At 41.6% G+C, this 20,392-nt stretch carries 17 protein-coding genes; 6 read left to right on the forward strand and 11 right to left on the reverse strand.

What is annotated here, in order from left to right:
• Position 1 precedes the first annotated feature (1 nt).
• The 6 genes from mraY to ACTCNA_RS00310 are packed head-to-tail and all read right to left on the reverse strand — an operon-like array spanning position 2 to position 6,561.
• A complete protein-coding gene (gene mraY, locus ACTCNA_RS00285) occupies positions 2-1,252 on the reverse strand; it encodes a phospho-N-acetylmuramoyl-pentapeptide-transferase (protein WP_462945888.1) in 1,251 nt (416 codons plus the stop codon).
• A 12-nt stretch (positions 1,253-1,264) separates the two neighbouring features.
• Positions 1,265-2,722, reverse strand: coding sequence for a UDP-N-acetylmuramoyl-L-alanyl-D-glutamate--2,6-diaminopimelate ligase (locus tag ACTCNA_RS00290; protein ID WP_462945889.1), 1,458 nt, complete (start codon positions 2,720-2,722; stop codon positions 1,265-1,267).
• 2 nt (positions 2,723-2,724) lie between these two features.
• Positions 2,725-4,848, reverse strand: coding sequence for a penicillin-binding protein (locus tag ACTCNA_RS00295; RefSeq protein ID WP_462945890.1), 2,124 nt, complete (start codon positions 4,846-4,848; stop codon positions 2,725-2,727).
• A gap of 3 nt (positions 4,849-4,851) precedes the next feature.
• Positions 4,852-5,199: an FtsL-like putative cell division protein gene (locus ACTCNA_RS00300; RefSeq protein WP_462945891.1), complete on the reverse strand. Its 348-nt coding sequence runs from the start codon at positions 5,197-5,199 to the stop codon at positions 4,852-4,854.
• A 1-nt stretch (position 5,200) separates the two neighbouring features.
• Positions 5,201-6,103, reverse strand: a complete 903-nt coding sequence (gene rsmH / locus ACTCNA_RS00305; RefSeq protein ID WP_462945892.1) for a 16S rRNA (cytosine(1402)-N(4))-methyltransferase RsmH — start codon at positions 6,101-6,103, stop codon at positions 5,201-5,203.
• Positions 6,100-6,561: a division/cell wall cluster transcriptional repressor MraZ gene (locus ACTCNA_RS00310; protein WP_462945893.1), complete on the reverse strand. Its 462-nt coding sequence runs from the start codon at positions 6,559-6,561 to the stop codon at positions 6,100-6,102. The genes rsmH and ACTCNA_RS00310 overlap by 4 nt, the downstream gene beginning before the upstream one ends.
• A gap of 359 nt (positions 6,562-6,920) precedes the next feature.
• On the opposite strand from ACTCNA_RS00310, the gene ACTCNA_RS00315 reads away from it, so the two are divergent.
• Positions 6,921-7,772 (forward strand): 1-acyl-sn-glycerol-3-phosphate acyltransferase, encoded by an 852-nt coding sequence (locus tag ACTCNA_RS00315; protein WP_462945894.1) that lies wholly within the window; start codon positions 6,921-6,923, stop codon positions 7,770-7,772.
• 70 nt (positions 7,773-7,842) lie between these two features.
• Positions 7,843-8,802, forward strand: a complete 960-nt coding sequence (locus ACTCNA_RS00320; RefSeq protein ID WP_462945895.1) for a GNAT family N-acetyltransferase — start codon at positions 7,843-7,845, stop codon at positions 8,800-8,802.
• Between the two features lie 14 nt (positions 8,803-8,816).
• On the opposite strand, the gene ACTCNA_RS00325 is transcribed toward ACTCNA_RS00320, so the two are convergent.
• From ACTCNA_RS00325 to ACTCNA_RS00345, 5 genes are all read right to left on the reverse strand, one after another.
• On the reverse strand, positions 8,817-9,980 hold the full coding sequence (locus ACTCNA_RS00325) for a sigma-54-dependent transcriptional regulator (protein ID WP_462945896.1): 1,164 nt from the start codon (positions 9,978-9,980) through the stop codon (positions 8,817-8,819).
• A gap of 182 nt (positions 9,981-10,162) precedes the next feature.
• Positions 10,163-10,333, reverse strand: coding sequence for a hypothetical protein (locus tag ACTCNA_RS00330; RefSeq protein ID WP_462945897.1), 171 nt, complete (start codon positions 10,331-10,333; stop codon positions 10,163-10,165).
• On the reverse strand, positions 10,333-12,324 hold the full coding sequence (locus tag ACTCNA_RS00335; protein ID WP_462945898.1) for a cation:proton antiporter domain-containing protein: 1,992 nt from the start codon (positions 12,322-12,324) through the stop codon (positions 10,333-10,335). The genes ACTCNA_RS00330 and ACTCNA_RS00335 overlap by 1 nt, the downstream gene beginning before the upstream one ends.
• Positions 12,325-12,648: 324 nt before the next feature.
• On the reverse strand, positions 12,649-12,906 hold the full coding sequence (locus tag ACTCNA_RS00340) for a hypothetical protein (protein ID WP_462945899.1): 258 nt from the start codon (positions 12,904-12,906) through the stop codon (positions 12,649-12,651).
• A gap of 26 nt (positions 12,907-12,932) precedes the next feature.
• Positions 12,933-14,375, reverse strand: coding sequence for a TrkH family potassium uptake protein (locus ACTCNA_RS00345; RefSeq protein WP_462945900.1), 1,443 nt, complete (start codon positions 14,373-14,375; stop codon positions 12,933-12,935).
• Between the two features lie 448 nt (positions 14,376-14,823).
• Between ACTCNA_RS00345 and ACTCNA_RS00350 the strand changes: the two genes are divergently transcribed.
• From ACTCNA_RS00350 to lon, 4 genes are all read left to right on the forward strand, one after another.
• Entirely contained in the window at positions 14,824-15,987 is a 1,164-nt protein-coding gene (locus ACTCNA_RS00350; RefSeq protein WP_462945901.1) for a GNAT family N-acetyltransferase, read from the forward strand.
• Between the two features lie 54 nt (positions 15,988-16,041).
• Positions 16,042-17,235: a GNAT family N-acetyltransferase gene (locus tag ACTCNA_RS00355; RefSeq protein WP_462945902.1), complete on the forward strand. Its 1,194-nt coding sequence runs from the start codon at positions 16,042-16,044 to the stop codon at positions 17,233-17,235.
• A 135-nt stretch (positions 17,236-17,370) separates the two neighbouring features.
• Positions 17,371-17,634: a type B 50S ribosomal protein L31 gene (locus ACTCNA_RS00360; protein ID WP_462945903.1), complete on the forward strand. Its 264-nt coding sequence runs from the start codon at positions 17,371-17,373 to the stop codon at positions 17,632-17,634.
• 267 nt (positions 17,635-17,901) lie between these two features.
• Entirely contained in the window at positions 17,902-20,352 is a 2,451-nt protein-coding gene (gene lon, locus ACTCNA_RS00365; protein WP_462945904.1) for an endopeptidase La, read from the forward strand.
• Positions 20,353-20,392 lie beyond the last annotated feature (40 nt).

A 20,392-nucleotide genomic window follows, 5' to 3' on the forward strand; every position in this document is an offset into this window, starting at 1 on the left:
CTTACCTGATTTTTAATGTTACAATTGTTAAAACCGCCAACAGGATTCCTACAATCCAGAAGCGCGTTGTTATTTTCGGTTCCGGAATTCCTTTCTTCTGGTAATGGTGATGAATAGGGCTCATCAAAAACACCCGGCGACCTTCGCCATATTTCTTTTTGGTATATTTAAACCACGACACCTGAATCACAACCGACAGGTTTTCTATGAGGAAAATTCCACACAGCAGCGGAATTAAAATTTCCTTGCGGATAATAACCGAAAAAACAGCCAGAATCCCTCCTAGCGCCAGGCTACCTGTATCGCCCATAAACACTTGTGCAGGGAATGAATTGTACCACAAAAAACCAACAGTTGCCCCAATGAAAGCAGCAATAAAAACAGTTAACTCGCCAATACTGGGTATGTACATGATATTCAGGTAATCGGCATAAATGATGTTACCACTCACATAAGCCAGCACACCAAGCGTAACGCCACTAATTGCCGATGTGCCGGCTGCCAGCCCGTCAATGCCGTCAGTGAGGTTGGTAGCATTTGAAACTGCAGTGATTATTAAAATAATGGCCAGTGCATAAACAATCCATTTCAGCCATGAACTCGCGCTGCCCGCAAATGCCACAAGCCATTGGTAATCAAATTCATTTCTTTTGAAAAACGGAATGGTTGTTTTTGTTGATTTCACATCTTCGGTTACAAATTTTGTGGTACGCTCGCCCGTAACCGGATCTGTAATGACCTGTGTTAAATCCGTGCCACTGGCGCTCTGCACATGTTGGCGAACTTTAACTTCATCGCTCAGGAAAAGAGTTGCAACCACAAAAAGGCCCAGGCTCACCTGCCCCAGAATTTTAAATTTCCCGGCCAGACCTTCTTTATTTTTCAGGAATACTTTTATGTAGTCGTCGATAAAACCAATGAGGCCAAGAAAAGCAGTGGTTATGAGCATCAGCAGGATGTAAATATTATCTAACCGGGCAAAAAGCAATGTGGGGATAATTATGGCTGCAAGAATTATCAACCCGCCCATTGTTGGAGTCCCTTTCTTTTGCAGTTGCCCCTCGAGACCAAGGTCGCGCACTTCTTCACCAATTTGTTTGCGCTGCAGCAGGCGAATCATTTTTTTACCAAAGGCAAGTGTAATCACCAGTGATAAAATAATGGCTGCCCCCGACCGAAAGGAGAGGTATGGAAACATCCCCAACCCGGGAATATCGTATTCAGCCAGTAATTCATATAAATAATAGAGCATAGCTTTTTGCCTTTATTCGCTTATACCAAAACAATTTTTCAACTCTTCCACATCATCAAAATGGTGCCTCACACCGTTAACTTCCTGGTAACTTTCGTGGCCTTTTCCGGCTACCAGAATTATATCACCGGGTTGTGCTATCAGCGTTGCTGTTTTTATAGCTTCCCGCCGGTTTTCAATAGAAATCACTTTGTTTTTGTCGGCCACCCCAATTCCGGTTTCCATATCGCGGATAATTTGTGCCGGATCTTCGGTGCGCGGGTTATCGGAAGTCAGGATTACTTTATCACTTCCGGCAATGGCTTCCTGCGTCATTTCGGGGCGCTTTGTTTTATCGCGGTCGCCACCTGCACCAATCACGGTAATTACCTGTTCGTTTCCCGAGCGAATTCCTGAGATGGCCGTCAAAACATTCTTCAATGCATCGGGCGTGTGGGCATAATCCACAATCCCCATTTTCCCATCGTTGCTGCGAACAGTTTCAAAACGCCCTTTTACCGGTTCAAGGTTGCTGAGGTGTGTCAGTACTTCATCTTCATCCTGATTCAGATTTACCGCAACCGCAAAAACAGCGAGCAGGTTCGAAGCGTTAAATTTCCCCACAAACCGTGTCCACACTTCGCGTCCGGCCAGGTTGAGCATCATTCCGTTAAAATGGGTTTCAATCACTTTGCAGTGGTAATCGGCCAGTGCCCGATTGGAATAGGTTATTACCCTGGCTTTTGTATTTTGCACCATCACCCGTCCGTTTTTATCGTCGATGTTGGTGAGTGCAAATGCCGTAGCCGGAAGATTATCAAAAAACTGTTGTTTGGCTTTAATGTAAGCCGCAAAAGTTTTATGGTAATCGAGATGATCGTGTGTGATATTTGTAAAGACCCCGCCGGCAAAATCAATTCCTTCAATACGTTGCTGCTGCACCGCGTGCGAACTTACTTCCATAAAGCAATATTCGCAGCCGGCCTCAACCATTTGCGCCATTAATTGCTGAATACGCAACGCATCGGGTGTAGTATGCGTGGCGGTGGCTTCTTTATCGTTTACCAGATAAGCGATGGTGGAAATTAAACCGGATTTATGTCCCAGCTGAATAAAAAGCCGGTAAAGCAAAGTAACAATGCTGGTTTTGCCGTTTGTTCCGGTTACACCCACCACTTTCATTTTTTGTGAAGGAAAACCATAAAAAGCTGCGGCCAGTTTTCCCAAAACCAAACCGGAATTTTTTACTGAAACAAACGTAACAGCGGCAGGTAATTCTTTCGGAAATTCTTCACAAAAAACTACTGCAGCGCCATTTTCAAGTGCTGCAGGAATAAACCGGTGCCCGTCGGCATGCAATCCGGGCTGGGCCACAAAAGCCGAACCTTTTTTAATTTTGCGTGAATCGAATTCAACACCTTCAATTTCACGGTCAGTTTTTCCGTGCACTTCCAAAAAATCAATATGTTCCAGTAGTTTTCTTAAATTCATTTTCATCCCAGTGTTATATAAACAATATCGCCACGGTTGGCTCTTGTACCTGGTTTCAGCGATTGCCGAACAACTTTCCCCATGCCTTTCAGGCGTACCTGCAACCCGGCATTTTCCAGTAAAAAAATGGCTTCGCTGGCTCCCATCCCTGTCACATCGGGCACAGAACCAACTGTTGTTTCATTTTCATCCAGAATAATCCGATTATCAACTTTTTTCACTTTTACAAGCCCTGAAACAGATTTGCTTTCCAGGTTTTCAATGCTTAATTCTTCTGCCAGCCGAAAAATATTTTCAGGATTCCCGTTTTTAATTTCGGGCAATTGCGGTTCGGAGGGCAACGTTTTCTCTTCGGGCGCATCATCGAACAGGATACGCGCCGCATACACTTTTTCGGCAATTTCTTTAAACACAGGCCCTGCAACCGAGCCGCCGTAATAGGTCCCGCCCCTCGGGTTGTTTACTGTCACTATTAATGAATATTTCGGGTCATCAGCCGGGAAATAACCTGCGAAAGAGGCCAGGTACATTCCTTTTTTGTAACCTCCCTGGCTTGTTGCCACCTGCGCCGTACCGGTTTTACCGGCTATTTTAAACCACGGGTTCTGAAGCGAACGCCCCGTGCCGTTTTCACAAACCCCCTCAAGCAGTTTTTGAGCTTTCCCAAGGGTCTCCTTAGTTGTAATCATCGGGTTCAGCACCTCGGTTTTAAATTGCTTGACCTGCATCCCGTTGTTCCTGATTTCTTTAACCAGCCGGGGTTTTACCATACGCCCGTTGTTGGCTACTGCATTGTAAAATGTGAGCAACTGCAGCGGGGTCATTTTTGATTCGTAACCATACGACATCCACGCCAGCGTGGTGCCCCACCAGTCGGAGTCGCCCGGGTATTTAAAAAACGGCTGGGCTTCGCCTTTAATCTCCATTCCGAGAGGCTTATTCAACCCGAAATTGAAAATCCGGTCCACAAAATCTTCCGGATTGTTTTCATAACACGATGTGATTATTTTCGCGACACCTACGTTGGAAGATTTCTCAAATATTTGTTTGACAGTCATTTTCCCATGACCGCCGTAACGGTAGTCGCTGTCGTAAATCGTTTGTCCTTTGTATTTCCAAACGCCGCTGCCGGTATCAAAAACATCGCTCGTATCGATTAATCCATCTTCCATTGCAACCACCAGCGAAACCAGTTTGAAGGTTGAACCGGGCTCGTAATTCCCGGCATGTCCCATGGCATAATTGTAATTTTCAAAATAGTCGCCGTTTTCTCTTCCGAGGTTCGAAATGGCTTTTATTTCACCGGTTTCAACTTCCATTAAAATAGCTGTCCCCCAGTCGGCTTTCATTTTTTTCAACTGACGGTAAAGTGCACTCTCAGTAATATCCTGTAATTTAATATTGATGGTAGTTATCAGATCCATGCCATCGCGGGGTTCAATTTCAGTCCGGGTAACCCAGCGGCCCGAAAGGTTTTCTTTGTAGCTGATACCTTCCTCGCCTTTCAGGTATTGTTCGTATGCCCCCTCAAGTCCGGTGTAACCAATATTGCCGTGCACCCCGCCATAGGCTCCTTTGTTCAAATCGCCAATAGTGCGGAGTGCCAGCGATCCCAGCGGATTTAACCTTTTGTTTTCCTGTTCGATAATCATTCCCCCGCCAAAACGCCCCCTGCGCAAAATAGGGAATTTCTTGATTTGCTGAAGTTCATGGTAGTCCACTTTCCGGAGAGTGAGCATATATCCGCGATCGCCTTTCCGGTAGGCTGCATTCAGCCTTCTTGCATATTCATTTTTCGAAGCATCTTTAAAAAAGGCAGAAAGTGCATAAGCCAGCGAGTCGCTTTGGTTGTTAAACACCCGTTTTACCCCTTCGGCAGCAAGGTCAATTCTGACAAAATACCCGGGAACTGAAGTGGCCAAAACACTGCCATCGTCGGCACAAATATTCCCGCGATTGGGTTGCACACGAAGCGTGTTCTCTTCCAGATTTTTAGCAATTTGCTGCCACCGTTCATTTTTAATTTGCTGAACAGAAACCATTTTAAAAATTACCGCTATTCCAAACAACAGCAGTATGAAATAAATAATGGCTATGCGCGATACTATTGACTTTCTGATATCCACCTTTTACTTCTTTTGAACTTTAATTTTCCGGGGAGGCCGGGTAGGCTCCTCCAAACCAATTCCCGACTCCTTAACTTTCTCCACCACTTCCGACGGCCTGCTGACATCCATCAGTTTGGCCGAAAGTGTAATCGACTCGGACCGTAATTCTTCGAGCGTGTCCTGCAATACTTCAATTTGCCTGATGGTGCGTTCCGACCAGTTTCGGTTGGTAATTAACACCAGGGCAAAAAAGGCAAGAAGGAACAAAAACGGTAGCTGACGGGTTACCCGTTCATCGGTTAGGATTGTTCCCCCGAGGAACGGTTTCATTCCGCTTTTCTTTTTACTGTTTTTAATTTTTTTTGCCATATCAAATTTTTTCTGCTATCCTTAATTTTGCGCTGCGCGAGCGCGGGTTTTTCTCCACTTCTTCGGTGCCGGGAACAATCACCTTTCTGTTTACCAAACGAAAAGGAGTAACCTGGTTCCCGTAAAAGTCTTTTTCAATTTTGCCCTCGAAATTGCCTGCTTTCATAAAATTTTTACACAGGCGATCTTCCAGGCTGTGGTAAGTAATAACAGCCAATCTGCCACCCGGCTTAAGTACCTCGAGCGATGCCTGCAAAAATTCTTTCAGGGCTTCCATTTCGTCGTTCACTTCAATGCGCAAAGCCTGAAAAACCTGCGCCAGGTATTTATTTTGAATCGCCCTCGGGGCACAATGCAACGCCACTTCTTTTAGCTGTCCGGTTGTTTTTAAAGGTTCATTGCTTCGTTCCCTGGTTATTTCCGCTGCCAGCCTTTTGGCATTTTTAATTTCGCCATACATTTTGAAAACAAAAATCAACTGCTCTTCAGGGTAATTGTTAACCACTCCGGCAGCATCTGTGGTTGCGTCACGGTTCATCCGCATATCGAGTTTCTCGTCAAAACGAAACGAAAAACCACGGCCGGCTTCATCAAAATCGTGTGACGAAACGCCCAGGTCGGCAAAAACTGCATCTACACTTTCAACTCCGTGGTAGCGCAGGAAATTTTTCAGGTACCTGAAATTATGCCGGATAAAAAAAAGCCGGTCATCGTGAATCACATTGCCGGCAGTATCCTCATCCTGGTCGAAGGCAAAAAGCCTCCCATCCCCCAGTTCATTAAGGATGAGCCGTGAATGGCCTCCGCCACCGTAAGTGGCATCCACCACAACAGCTCCGGGAAAAAGGTTTAACCCCTCAACAGACTCCCCGGGCAAAACCGGTATGTGATATTCATTTGTCATTGCCCTTGCTGTTTTTTCTTTCTTTTTTCCTGAAAACGTTTGGCAAATGTGGATTTATCCATTCGTCCGGCTTCATATTCTGCCGAATCCCACATCCGGATAGAACGCCCCATTCCGATTAGCCTCACGCTCTTTGTCAGTTTCCCGTAACCGAGATATTCGCCGGGCACATTTATGCGCCCATTGGCTGCCATTCCCACCTTGATAAAGTTCTCATAAAAAAACTGCAGGAATGCATCATCTTCCTCATCGAAGGGATCGAGCGTACTTTTAAAAGCCTCTACCCTGTCTTTCCAAAACGCTTCGGGGTAAATATCGAGACAGTTTTTGAACAAATTCCGCTCAATAACGAGTGGCTCCAGGGCCATTTCACCCATCTCTTTTTTAAAGGCCGAAGGCAAAACAAAACGGCCTTTATCGTCGATGGTTGCATGATATGTCCCTGTAAATTCTGTCATTTTTCAGAAAATAGATTTTCGTAGTGTAAAAGTAAAAATTTCTTCCATAATATTCCATTTTCTTCCACATTATTCCACTTTGCACTAACCTGTTACACCTGCAATTTTGTTGAAAAACTGTTAATTAGATGTTGGAAACATAAATAAAACGCCAGGTCAAAAAAAGCCAAATACTCATATAATCAATGTTTTACAACTCATCACACAAAATTATCAACAGCCGTTGATAACTCCTGTTTTAAATTTTATTTTCCTGTAAGCACATTATTTTTGCGTAATACTCCGGGTAGCTCTTAGCCTAAAATATTGCCAGTTCTTTCAATTCAATTAATTTAGTGGCCTGTTTTATAAAGAGTATAATGGCAAAAGAAGTAACAACAGAAGCTTTAAAGCCCATTGACATGAAGGAGGTCATTGCTTCCAAAAGTCCCGGGCTGGCCAAAATGATTCCCGGTTTTGTTTACCGGTACCTCAGGCGCATTATGCACATTGATTTTATTAACAATTTACTGGAAAGGTACGGCCACCTCAGAGGCATTGACTTCATCGACCAGGTAGTTACCGAGTTCAATGTAAAAGAACATTTATACGGCCTTGAAAACGTACCGGAATCGGGCCGGTATATTTTTGCAAGCAACCACCCATTAGGTGGATTCGATGCCATGTTGCTGATGAAAACCGTTGACAAAAAACTGGGAGAATTACGATTTCTTACCAATGATATTTTACTGAATATCCCACAGATGAAATCGGTTTTCGTGCCCGTAAACAAACACGGCGGGCACAGTCGCGATGCGGCCATGTTGCTGAGGGAAGCTTATGAATCTGACATGCAAATCTTAATTTTCCCATCGGGACTGGCATCACGAAAAATAAAAGGGAAAATTGTTGACCTGGAATGGAAAAAACATTTTATCTCGAAAGCGATTCAATACAAGCGCGATGTAATCCCTGTTTTTATTGGCGGCCGAAATTCGAACCGGTTTTACCGGCTGGCCAAACTGCGTAAATTTTTCAGAATTAAATGGAACCTTGAGATGTTTTTTCTGCCCGATGAAACCATGCGCCACCGCAACTCCGATGTCCGCATTTACTTCGGAAAACCCATTCCATACACCTCGTTCGATCGGTATAAAACCCACCGGGAATGGGCAACAATTGTTAAAGAAAAAGTATATCAGTTACCAGTAAACACAAGCGATGCAAATTAAAACAGGACTGCTTTAATATTCTAATTGTTATTTGTTAATTTTGTATTCAGTTTTGATAAAAAGATTACGAATGAAAGATATAGTAGCGCCACTACCAAAAGATCAAATTATTGCCGAACTCACCCCGGAAAAAATGTTGCGTAAAACCAACAAGGGCGGCAATGAAATTTACGTGGTAACCCATAAAGATTCACCGGACATTATGCATGAAATAGGCAGGTTGCGCGAAATTACTTTTCGCGATGCAGGTGGCGGCACCGGTAAAGAAACCGATATTGATGATTACGATATTGCCGATTTCCCTTACAAACAGCTAATTGTTTGGGATCCCGAAGCCCGCGAAATCCTAGGCGGGTACCGGTACATGAACTGTTCTGAAACCCCCAAAAACGAAGACGGGGAAGCAATGATGGCCACTGCGCACCTTTTTCATTTATCGGAAAAATTTACTGAAGAATATTTGCCGCACACGCTCGAACTGGGACGTTCATTTGTTCAGCCCAGTTATCAATCGAGCAAAGCCGGGGCAAAAGCACTTTTTGCACTGGATAACCTGTGGGACGGATTGGGTGCACTCACAGTCGATTATCCGGAAATTGAGTATTTTTTCGGGAAAGTCACCATGTATCAACACTTTCACAATGAAGCGCGGAACCTGATCCAGTATTTTTTTAAAAAATATTTCCGCGACAAAGAGAATTTGGTATATCCGAAAAAACCGGTGGAATTTGACTACGACGAGGAGGAGATGAAAGCAGTATTTACCGGCAAAGACTACAGTAAAGACTACAAAATTCTTGTGCAGACAGTAAGATCTTACGGCGAAAACGTGCCGCCGCTTATTAATGCATATATGAATATTTCTCCCTCGATGAAAACATTTGGAACGGCACTTAACAAAGATTTTGGCGGGGCGTTGGAAACAGGCATTATTGTTACCATAAAAGACATTTACCAGGTAAAATACGATCGCCATATTGAAACCTACATCCAGGACAAGGGAAACAGCGAATGGGAAGATCCTGAATAAAGGTTATTAAACGTTTATTTTATGGGCATGGCAAAGCGGACAACATCGTCGCCGGTTATTTGTTTGTCGCACAAAATAATCAGCCGCTCAATTACATTGCGGAATTCCCTGATGTTACCGGTCCAGTTAATTTTTTGAAGCTCTTTTATAGCATCTTCAGTTATCGCTTTTTCAGGCATTCCATATTCGTTGCAAATCTGGTTGATGAAATAACCAGCCAGAAGTGGGATATCTTCCAGTCGTTCGTTCAAACCCGGCACATGGATCAAAATTACACTCAGCCGGTGGTATAAATCTTCGCGAAACCGATTTGCGTCAATTTCTTCTGAAATATTTTTGTTGGTAGCTGCCACAACGCGCACATCAACCTTAATGTGTTTGTCGCCGCCAACCCGTGAAATCACGCTCTCCTGCAATGCCCGCAAAACTTTGGACTGGGCCGGGAGGCTCATATCGCCAATTTCGTCGAGAAACAGCGTGCCACCAGTTGCCTGCTCAAATTTCCCTTTGCGCTGTTTTACTGCCGAAGTAAAAGCGCCTTTTTCGTGCCCAAACAATTCACTTTCAATCAACTCCGAGGGAATGGCAGCGCAGTTCACTTCCACAAAAGGCCCCGATGACCGACTGCTCTGGTCGTGAATACGCCGGGCCACCAGCTCTTTGCCTGTTCCGTTGGCACCTGTAATTAATACCCGGGCATCGGTAGGTGCCACGCGGTCGGCCATTTCAATCACTTTTTTAATGGCAGGTGATTCGCCAATTATTTCAAATTTTTTGCTGACTTTATTTTTCAGAATTTTGGTTTCGTTCACCAGGGTCGATTTATCCATTCCATTACGGATAGTTATCAGCAAACGATTGAGGTCGAGTGGTTTTTCAATAAAATCGTACGCTCCTTTTTTTATCGATTCAACTGCTGTATCAATATTTCCGTGTCCTGAAATCATTATCACAGGTGTATCGGGCGTTAATTTCTGAAGTTGCTCCAAAACTTCTATGCCATCGAGGCCGGGCATTTTAATGTCGCAAAGCACAATATCATATTCGACATTTTTTACCATTCCCAGTGCTTTTTTGCCATCCTCTGCCAAATCCACTTCGTATTTTTCGTACTCGAGAATATCTTTCAATGTATTACGAATACTGCGTTCGTCGTCGATAACAAGAATTTTTGACATAATCAGTGGTTCATTTTTAATGAATAACAAAGTTAATCTTCCGATGTTAAAAGAAAACAGAAAATCCGGGAAAATTATCCAATTTAGGCTATCAATTTCTTTTTTCATTGCAGATACCATGGGTTTAGAAAAAATCTGCTATTTGAAGTGATTATGTACAGTCACCTCAGCAGGCAGGTTTTTTAGAAAAATCCAGCCATTTGAGCTACTTTAATCAGCGCTTCGTAGGGAACTCTCCATGAACTGATAACAGGAATACCCTCTGCATTCACGTATTTTTTGTAGAAACTGTCGAGTTCAAGTTCGCCAGGTGGTTGGCTTACTTTATTTTCCTGTGAAAAGGTTTGTGGCATTATTGCTCGGGATAAATAATTACTATATTATTCTTATCAAACCTGGCAATTCTGTTATTCATTACATGTTCGAATGTTTTATTATAAGATATCGTTTTTTTCCTTGAATGAACGAAAACAAGCAACTCGGTTGAGGAGTTTCTGATGTTTTCATTTAATTGCAGGATTTCTTCATTTTGTTGGATATTAAAATATTTAAGGGTTCCGTTTTTGGAAACATACTGTTTAATGGCTTCGATGGTTTGTGCTGAACTGCATTCAACATTCACCTTTAGCTGCAATTTTTTTATAAGAAAGCTAATTGTCTCAAGCCAAAGGTGAAACCCTTTTTCATATTGGGCATTTTCGGGGCACCAAAGGTCTATTTTTTTTACACCACGGAAGCTGGATGGTGTTTTGAGTACCATCACCATGCGTTCTGTTTTATTAAGTAAGTTATTGAGCACATTGCCGAACAGAATATGAAAAGGAGTTTTGTTTTTATTCCATCCCATAACAATTGTGGTGGCAACTACCTCCTCGGCTGCCCTGACGATACCATCGGTTACATTATTGTCGATTCGCGAACTGGTTTCAAATATAACATCTGAATGCAAGGCCTTAATAGCCTGGGCAATTTCCTCATGGTTTTTATCAATTTTATCTCTTACCTCGCTTCGGTTGGTAAAAATTGTAAGTGGATAAACAGGTAGATTATTATCTTCTTTTTTTATGAGGCTGGCAAACTCAAGCAGGTTTGCCATATTGGAAGGGTTGGCCAAAGGAACAAGAATTTTTTGTTTTTCTTTATTATTCTCGCTTATTGTTTCTTCTTCAAATAATAATTTTTTTCCTGCCTTTTGAGTAATATAGGAACTGCTTATGCTGGTGACCAGGATTAAAATTACGGTATTATTGAGCACTGTCTCCGAAATAATTCCCATATTAAATCCAATCAGAATAATTGCAATGGCAGATGCTGCTCTTGAAACACTCAGACCGAATATCAGGTTTTTTTCGGTGTTGGTAAATTTTAAAAACACTTTGGAAAGCCACGCTGCCAGGTATTTGCTGGCAAAAGCAGTTAAAATTAAAATCAGGGTAATACCAATTTGCTTGGGATCGTTGATGTAAATTTTAAAATTTGCCAGCAGGCCGATTGAAATTATAAAAAACGGAATAAACAGATTATTCCCAATAAATTCAATCCTTTTGTAGAGTGGTGAGTTTTTGAAAATTAACCGGTTAAGAACCAATCCGCTAAAAAAGGCACCGATAATGGGCTCAATATTCAGGATTAATGCCACGAATGCCGATAAAAACAGAATAACCAGTACAAAAATATATTGTAACCCAAGCTCTCCTTCATATTTATTTAAGAATATCCTCGAAATTTTTGGAAAAATGAATAACACGACAATAAAAAACAAAATAAAATTTAACCCCAAATGGAGCATATCATACCAATTGAATCCCTTTTCAGCAAAGTTTGTTATCAGTTCCATCCCCACCAGAGCCAGTACATCGGCAATAATGGTTGCTCCTACACCTATTGTTACAATTGACTTGTTAATGATTCCAAGTCGCCCCAGCACAGGGTATGAGATGAGTGTATGTGATGCCAGCATTGCGCCAATCAGCCAGGAAGCATATACCGAAAAATTGAGCAGGTGCCTCGAAATAAGAAATCCCAGGGAAAAGGGTAAAATAAATGATGCAAGACCTGTAAAAATGCTTTTCCATTTATTGTTAATGAAATCGATTATATCAATCTCGAGCCCTGCTAAGAACATCAGGTACAACAATCCAATTGTGCCCAACAGGCTAAATTCGAGATCGGGTGGCAGGAGGTTAAAACCATTCGGGCCAATTAAAGCGCCACTGATTAGTAATCCAACTATTGACGGAATGCGCAAACGTTCAAAAATAACCGGTGATAAAAGTAATATAACAAGTATTAATGTTATTATAATTACGGGTTCAGTAAATGGTATATTGAAAAGTAGCCTCATTTATTAGCGCATTAATTTTCAGTTTAACTCTCAAATACAAACTTCCAGGCTGTGGGCTGAAAGGTTTTATGAACATCTAATACCAATTTTGAAAATAGTTAAGTTCTTTTTTAACCGTTTTCAAATTGGGATAATGCCGATAACTTGCCTGACGGCAGTCTGGTTGAAAAACACAGACATTTGGAGTAAGCGAACCAATAGCTCAATGTCTTTCATAACCGGTATAAATATAGGTATTGAATTTTTAATGGAGAAATGAAAGATGCAACCTGCTTTTCTTAAAAAGTATCTTCCTGTTATTGAGCCTTTTTTTATAAACATCTTTCAGCTACCGGCCCAGTTAATATTGTCAACTTGCAGGTCTGGCGTTTCTTCAAAGGCCTCCAGTTTTTCAATTATATGAAGCTGGCCTGCTGCCGAATCCACGCTCTGACCTTGTGCAACAATAAATTTGGCCCCGTTGTCCAAAGCTTTTATGATGTCTTCTTCCGAATCGCGTACCGAAAGGATGATGACCGCTTTCTGATACCATTCCCGCAGTTTTTTTAATATTTTCTGACTGAGGACACTAAATTTTATCAAATGTAATTATAGCAACCGTTAATTTGTTATTCTCTCCAAAAATTCGGGGTAAATAAAATGAGTACGGTATAAATTTCCAGTCGCCCCAAAATCATCAGGAATGTCATCGTTAATTTTGCAATACCCGTTAAATGGGCAAAATTGGCTGCTGGCCCCACTGTTCCAATTCCCGGCCCAATACCCGCCATGGCGGTTGCTGCAGAGCTTGCTGCAGTTGCCCCGTCAAGGCCTGTTAAGGCAAGCGCAGCGGCTCCAATTGCAAAAACACCAAGGTAGGTGAATAAAAAAGACTGAATGTTTTGATTGGTTGATTCGTTAATCACATTTCCATTCAGTTTTAGTGGAATAACTGCGCGCGGGTAGGCCGATTCCCGGAAAAATCGCCGGATGTTTTTAAAAAACAACAGGTGACGTGCTATTTTAATACCGCCGGCTGTTGATCCTGTACTCCCGCCCAGAAACATGGCAAAAAAGATGATTAACCAGGCAAACTGCGGCCAAAGCAGATAATCGGCTGTGGCATATCCTGTACAGGTTACTATGGAAATAACCTGGAAAAACGATTCGCGAAATGATTCTTCAAGCGGTTTACCGGTTTTAAAAAACAGCGAGAGGGCGATGAAAATGCCAAGGCCAAATACTACCAGAAGAAAAAACCTGATCTCTTCGTTCTCTTTAATTTTTTTGAATTCCCGTTTCACCAAATAATAGTGGATAACGAAATTCGTACCTCCCAGGAGCATAAAAAGCATAACCACATACTGAATGTATGGACTATAGCCGCCAATGCTGGTGTTTTTGGGTGAAAATCCGCCGGTGGCTACTGTCCCAAAAGCATGACAAACGCTTTCAAACAGGTTCATTCCGCCAACAAGCAGCAAAACAGTTTCTGCAGCGGTCAGGATCACATAAATGTACAGAAGCCGTTGTCCCACCGATTTTATTTTAGGCTGGATTTTTTCCTGGAAAGAAGATTCAAGTGTGAACAAATGGTAGCCCCCTTCGTGAAGCGAGGGCATAACAACTATAAACAACACCACAATACCGATGCCACCAATCCAATGTGTTAAACTACGCCAGAAAAGAATTGATTTTGGCAGCGATTCTATATCGGTCAGAATAGACGACCCGGTAGTGGTAAAGCCGGAAACCGATTCAAACAGCGCATTAACAAAAGAAGGGATGGCTCCTGAAAACAGATAGGGAAGACTTCCTGCCAAAGCAATGAAAAACCAAGAAAAAGTAACTGACAAATAGGCCTCACGTTTTCCTAATTCAACAGAACTTTGAAATTTTTGTGAAAGAAATTGAAAACAAACACCCATGATTGTGGTAATTGCCATTGCATATATAAACGGCCAGGTATTTTCCTGATATATCAGGGCAATTCCAATACAAACGAATAATGATACAGTTGCAATAAAAAGGTTTCGGCTGATGACTTTAAAAACAATTCCCAGGTTTACCATTTTGTAATTAACTCTTTCAAATATTTATAATTTTTGTTAACACGCACATAAGGCCTTTATTTTCCTGCCTTAAGAAAGGTTTATTAAACAAAGATATATAATGATGAGAATAATTATGCTTGTTTAGACAAATAACCTATAGTAAAATGTTTTGCTATTTGTATTATTAACATTTTCTTTTTTTAGTTATTTTTGTTTAAAGATTAATGGCTAAAGCCTCTATTTGACACGGGTTTATAGCCCCCAGCTTAAGCTGGGGGTTTTGAAGAAAGAAAAATTGGCTTTAGTCTTTATTAATAAGCAATTCATTTTCAATGGAAAACTTTTTCTTGAATAAAATTTAACCGTACAACAATGTTCTTTTATATTGTGATTTTACTTACTAGCCAGTTTTGGGTATTTTTGTTCAATATATTATTTTCGACACATGATTAAACAGGATTGAATTATGAACGTAGTTCAGGTTACCGGGAAAAAATTAATAAATCAGTTTCATGAGGTGCCGCAAACCATTTTTAAAAATGATCCAAATTACACCCCGCAACTGAGACCAATGATTGAAAATGCTTTTAATCCCAGGAAAAACGATAAGTTTAAGAAAGGTGATGCCTGCAGGTGGTTGGTGAAAAAACAGGGAAAATTTGTTGGTAGAATTGCGGCTTTCTACGATTCTGATTATTACGAAGGTTACAGTCAGCCAACCGGTTGCATTGGTTTTTTTGAATGTGTTAACGATAAAGAAGCTGCATTTTTGCTTTTCGATACGGCCCGAAAATGGTTGTACGAAAATGGCATGGAAGCCATGGATGGCCCGGTGAATTTTGGTGAAAACTTTTTTTACTGGGGGCTGCTTCTCGATGGTTTTCAGCCGCAAACGTTTGGCATGCAGTATCATCCGCCATACTATCGCGAATTGTTTGAAGATTACGGGTTTAAAATTTTTTACAAACAACTGAGCTATTCAATGGATGTTACCAACCCTGATTTGCCCGACAGGTTCTGGAAAATTGCAGAATGGGTTGCCAAAAAAAAGGAATATTCGTTCGAGCATTTCACATTCAGGAATCAGGAGAAATTTATACACGATTTTATTGAAATTCACCGACAGGCCTGGTCGGATCACGGGAATTACAAACCGGTAAGGTTTTCCCAGCTACAAAATATGGTTCAGGATGCCCGCCTTATCCTGGATGAAGAGTTTATATGGTTTGTTTACCATAACAATAAACCCATTGCCTTTTTGATGATGATCCCGGATTTGAACCAGATTATCCGAAAACTGAAAACAGGGAAAATCAATATTATAAACCTGTTGAAATTGCTTTATTACCGTAAGAACAAAACAATTACGCGTTGCAGGGTAATTGTTTTGGGCGTTGTGCCAAAGTTCCAGCGTCTGGGAATTGAATCAGGTATTTTCTATCACTTAAAAAAAGTGATGCTCCGGAAAAGTTGGTATAACGACATGGAAATGAGTTGGGTTGGAGACTTTAATCTAAAAATGAATGCGCTTTTTAAATCGTTTGGCGCACAACAAACACTAACTCATGCTACTATGCGTTATTTATTTAATCGTGAAAAAGAATTCGAAAGGGCTCCTGTTATTAACTAATCATCATTTACCTTTGTAAAAACAACCTAATCAAGGTTAACTTAAATTATAAAAATGCAACTCATTGAAGTAACCGATAAAAAGTCAAAAAAACTTTTTCATAAAATTCCGCATCTCATTTATCGTGATGATCCGAACTGGGCTTGTCCGCTCGAAGGGATGGTAGAAAATATTTTTGACCCCAAAAAAAATCCATCTTTCAAAAACGGCGAAGCCAAAAGATGGGTTTTAAAAAATAACAGCGGGGAGTTGGTGGGCAGAATCGCTGCTTTTTACAATCTCGACAAAGCCAAAATTTTTGAGCAGCCTACCGGAGGGTGCGGTTTTTTTGAATGTGTAGATAACCAGGAAGCTGCCAACCTGCTTTTCGACGCTGCACGCGACTGGCTGAAAACAAAAGGAATGGAAGCCATGGATGGGCCGGTTAACTTTGGTGAAAATTACATGAACTGGGGAGTACTGGCCGACGGGTTTATGCCCCAGGGTTTTGGAATGCCCTACAATCCTCCGTACTACGTGAAATTGTTTGAGAATTACGGTTTTAAAGTTTATTTTGAACAATACAGTTATCACCTCGATACCACCTTGCCCGAGCTGCCCGATCGGTTTTGGAAAGTGGCCGAGTGGGTAGCAAAAAAACCACAATACAGCTTCAGGCACTTTTCGTGGAAAGAAAAAGAAAAGTTTATTGACGATTTTGCGCAAATTTACGATAATGCCTGGCGGTTTCACGAGCATTTCAAACCCATCGACAAGGATGATTTGAATGAGTTTATTTTCAGTGCAAAATTTTTAATTGAAGAAGATTTAATATGGTTTGCCTATCACGAGGGAGACCCCATTGCACTTTTTGTTGCCGTACCCGACTTTAACCAGATACTGGCCAAACTGAACGGCCGGATTACAACCTGGAATTTCCCGAAATTATTGTGGCTGAGATGGCGGAAAACCATGACACGCACACGCAGCCTCATAATTGGAATTGTTCCAAAATTTCAGCGCTCCGGAATCGATGCCGCCATTTTCTGGCATCTTCGTCCTGCAATGTACCGCAAACCCTGGTACACCGAAATGGAACTTTCCTGGGCCGGCGATTTCAATCCCAAAATTGTAGCCCTTTACGAATCGGTTGGTGGCAAGCGGGCAAAAACGCATTATACTATGCGCTATTTGTTCGATCGGAACAAACCTTTCACCAGGGCACCCATTATTACCCCTGAACCGGGTAAAGAAAAAAGCCGTTCATGAAAAATGAAATTAAAAATCGTTTTGGTTTCTTGAATACAATATTTATCTTTGCAGGCCTTTAAAAAGTTAAAAATGAATTAGGAATGGATTGCAGTGAAAAATGTAACCATTCAAAAACAATTAAAAGAATAAGCAATGAAAAAGGGAATTCATCCAACAGATTACAGACTGGTTGCCTTCAAAGATATGTCGAACGGGCATACCTTTATCACCCGCTCAACAGTTGAAACAAAAGAAACAGTTGAAGTTGAAGGAACAGAGTACCCGTTGTACAAATTAGAGATTTCAAATACTTCGCATCCTTTCTATACAGGTAAAGTTAAACTGGTTGACTCCGCAGGACGAGTTGATAAGTTTATGAGCCGCTATGGAAAACACATGGAAAAAAAGAAAAAGTAATCAATTTTACTGATAATTGAAAAGCTCCGTATTGCGGGGCTTTTTTTATGGAAAATAGTTTATAATTCTTCAAAATCAGGTAACATAGAAAAAGCTCCCGGTAAAACTCAAATGCCAGGCACCTGAAAAAATGTCGGTAAAGAAGTAGTATTTCTATGAACATACGGCATTTATTATTCGTTTCGGGGAGTGGCATGGCTATTGACAGTTACCACTGTTGTATTTTTGCGGATTCAGTTCCGTCAGTTTGACATTAATTAATTGATTATGGGTAAAATAAAAAATTCAGGATTACAAGATATATTATTGAACGGTTCGATGGAAAGTGACTCGGATTATATACCGATTATTGCCGACGGAGATGATAATGAACTTAAAAATACAGACATACCCGATGTGTTACCTATTCTGCCCCTGCGAAACACAGTATTGTTTCCCGGAGTAGTGCTTCCCATTACAGTAGGGCGTAAAAAATCCTTGCAGTTAATACAGGATGTTTACAAAGGTAGCCGGCTTCTGGGCGCATTGGCCCAGCGCGATTATACCATTGACGATCCCAAAAAAGAGGATTTGTTTTCAATAGGTACTGTGGCCGAAATTCTGAAAATACTGGAGATGCCCGATGGTTCAACATCGATAATTATACAGGGGAAAAGGCGTTTTTCTGCCATGGAATTTATTGCCGACGAACCATACTACAAAGCATCTGTTCAACCACTTAGCGATTTAACATCGAAAAACGATTCAGAATTCAATGCTATTGTAGGCTCTTTAAAAGATTTGTCAATTAAAATCGCACAGTTCTCAGCCAATGTTCCGCCCGAGGCTACTTTTGCTGTAAAAAACATTGAAAACTCCACTTTCCTTATCAACTTCATTTGTTCAAATACCGATATCAATGTTAAAAACAAACAGACGTTGCTCGAGATCGACAGTTTAAAAGATCGGGGCGTGCAGGCTATCAGTTACCTTGTAAAAGAGGTTCAAATGCTGGAGCTGAAACAGGATATCCAGAAAAAGGTGAAAACCGACATGGATAAGCAGCAACGCGAATTCATGCTCAATCAGCAAATGAAAACCATTCAGGACGAGTTGGGTGGTAATCCGGTGGAACAGGAAATTAATGAGTTAAAAGAAAAGGGCAAAAACAAAAAGTGGAGCAAAGAGGTGGCACGTTTTTATGAAAAAGAAGTGGAAAAACTTCACCGGTTAAACCCGGCTGCCGGGGAATACTCGGTGCAGTACACTTTCTGTCAAACGTTGGCCGAACTTCCGTGGAATGAATTCACCGAAGATAATTTCGATTTGAAAAATGCCCGCAAAGTGCTGGATGAAGATCATTATGGTCTTGAAAAGGTGAAGGAAAGAATACTGGAACACCTGGCCGTGCTTAAACTAAAAAACGATATGAAAGCCCCGATTCTTTGCCTTTACGGTCCTCCCGGGGTTGGTAAAACTTCGCTCGGAAAATCAGTTGCACGTGCGCTCGACCGCAAATACGTGCGAATGAGCCTTGGCGGCCTTAGCGATGAATCGGAAATTCGCGGGCACCGCAAAACCTATATTGGTGCCATGCCCGGACGAATTATCCAAAATATTAAGAAAGTCAAAACATCGAACCCGGTATTTATTCTTGATGAAATCGACAAGGTTTCCAAGCATTTTTACGGCGATCCGGCTTCAGCACTGCTCGAAGTGCTCGACCCGGAGCAAAATTCGGAATTTCACGACAATTACGTGGAAATGGACTACGACCTTTCAAAAGTAATGTTTATTGCAACTGCCAATACGTTAAGCACAATTGCCCCGCCACTGCGCGACAGGCTCGAGTTGATTGAAGTGAGCGGTTATCTGGTGGAAGAGAAGATAGAAATTGCCAAACGGCACCTCATTCCCAAACAGCTGGAAAATCATGGCTTGAAAAAGAGCGAAGTCACTTTCCCGAAAAAAACTATCGAACTGATAATTGATGGGTACACCCGTGAGTCCGGTGTCAGGGAACTGGATAAAAAAATTGCTAAAATCATTCGGCGCGTCGCCAAAAAAATAGCATTCGAAGAGCCTTACAACAAAAAACTCACAAAAGACGACGTGCGTGAATATTTAGGGGTGACAGAATATTCCAAAGAACGCTACCAGGGAAATGAGTTTGCCGGGGTGGTAACCGGGCTTGCCTGGACTGCTGTTGGTGGCGAAATCCTGTTCGTGGAAACAAGCCTGAGCAAGGGAAAAGGTACACTCACACTTACCGGAAACCTGGGCGATGTGATGAAAGAATCGGCAATGCTGGCGCATGAGTATTTAAAATCGCACGCAGATGATTTGAGGCTAAACCCTGAAATTTTCAGTAACTGGAATGTGCATGTTCACGTACCAGAAGGTGCCATACCAAAAGATGGACCTTCGGCAGGAGTAACAATGGTTACTTCGCTGGCATCGGCATTTACACAGCAGAAAGTGAAAAAGAACCTTGCCATGACCGGCGAAATTACACTTCGGGGCAAAGTGCTGCCGGTTGGTGGCATTAAAGAAAAAATACTGGCTGCCAAAAGAGCCGGGATAACTGAAATAATCCTTTCGGAAGAGAACAAAAAGAATTTGGAGGAGATCAAGGATGAGTACCTGAAGGGATTGAATTTTCACTTTGTGAAAACAATTATGGATGTTCTCGATTTTGCTTTGCTGAAAACAAAAGTTAACAGGCCCGTAAAATTGTAATGCCAATCGCTGCAATACATTAACCAGTAATTAATTAGCG

This window comes from Tangfeifania sp. (assembly GCF_055108615.1).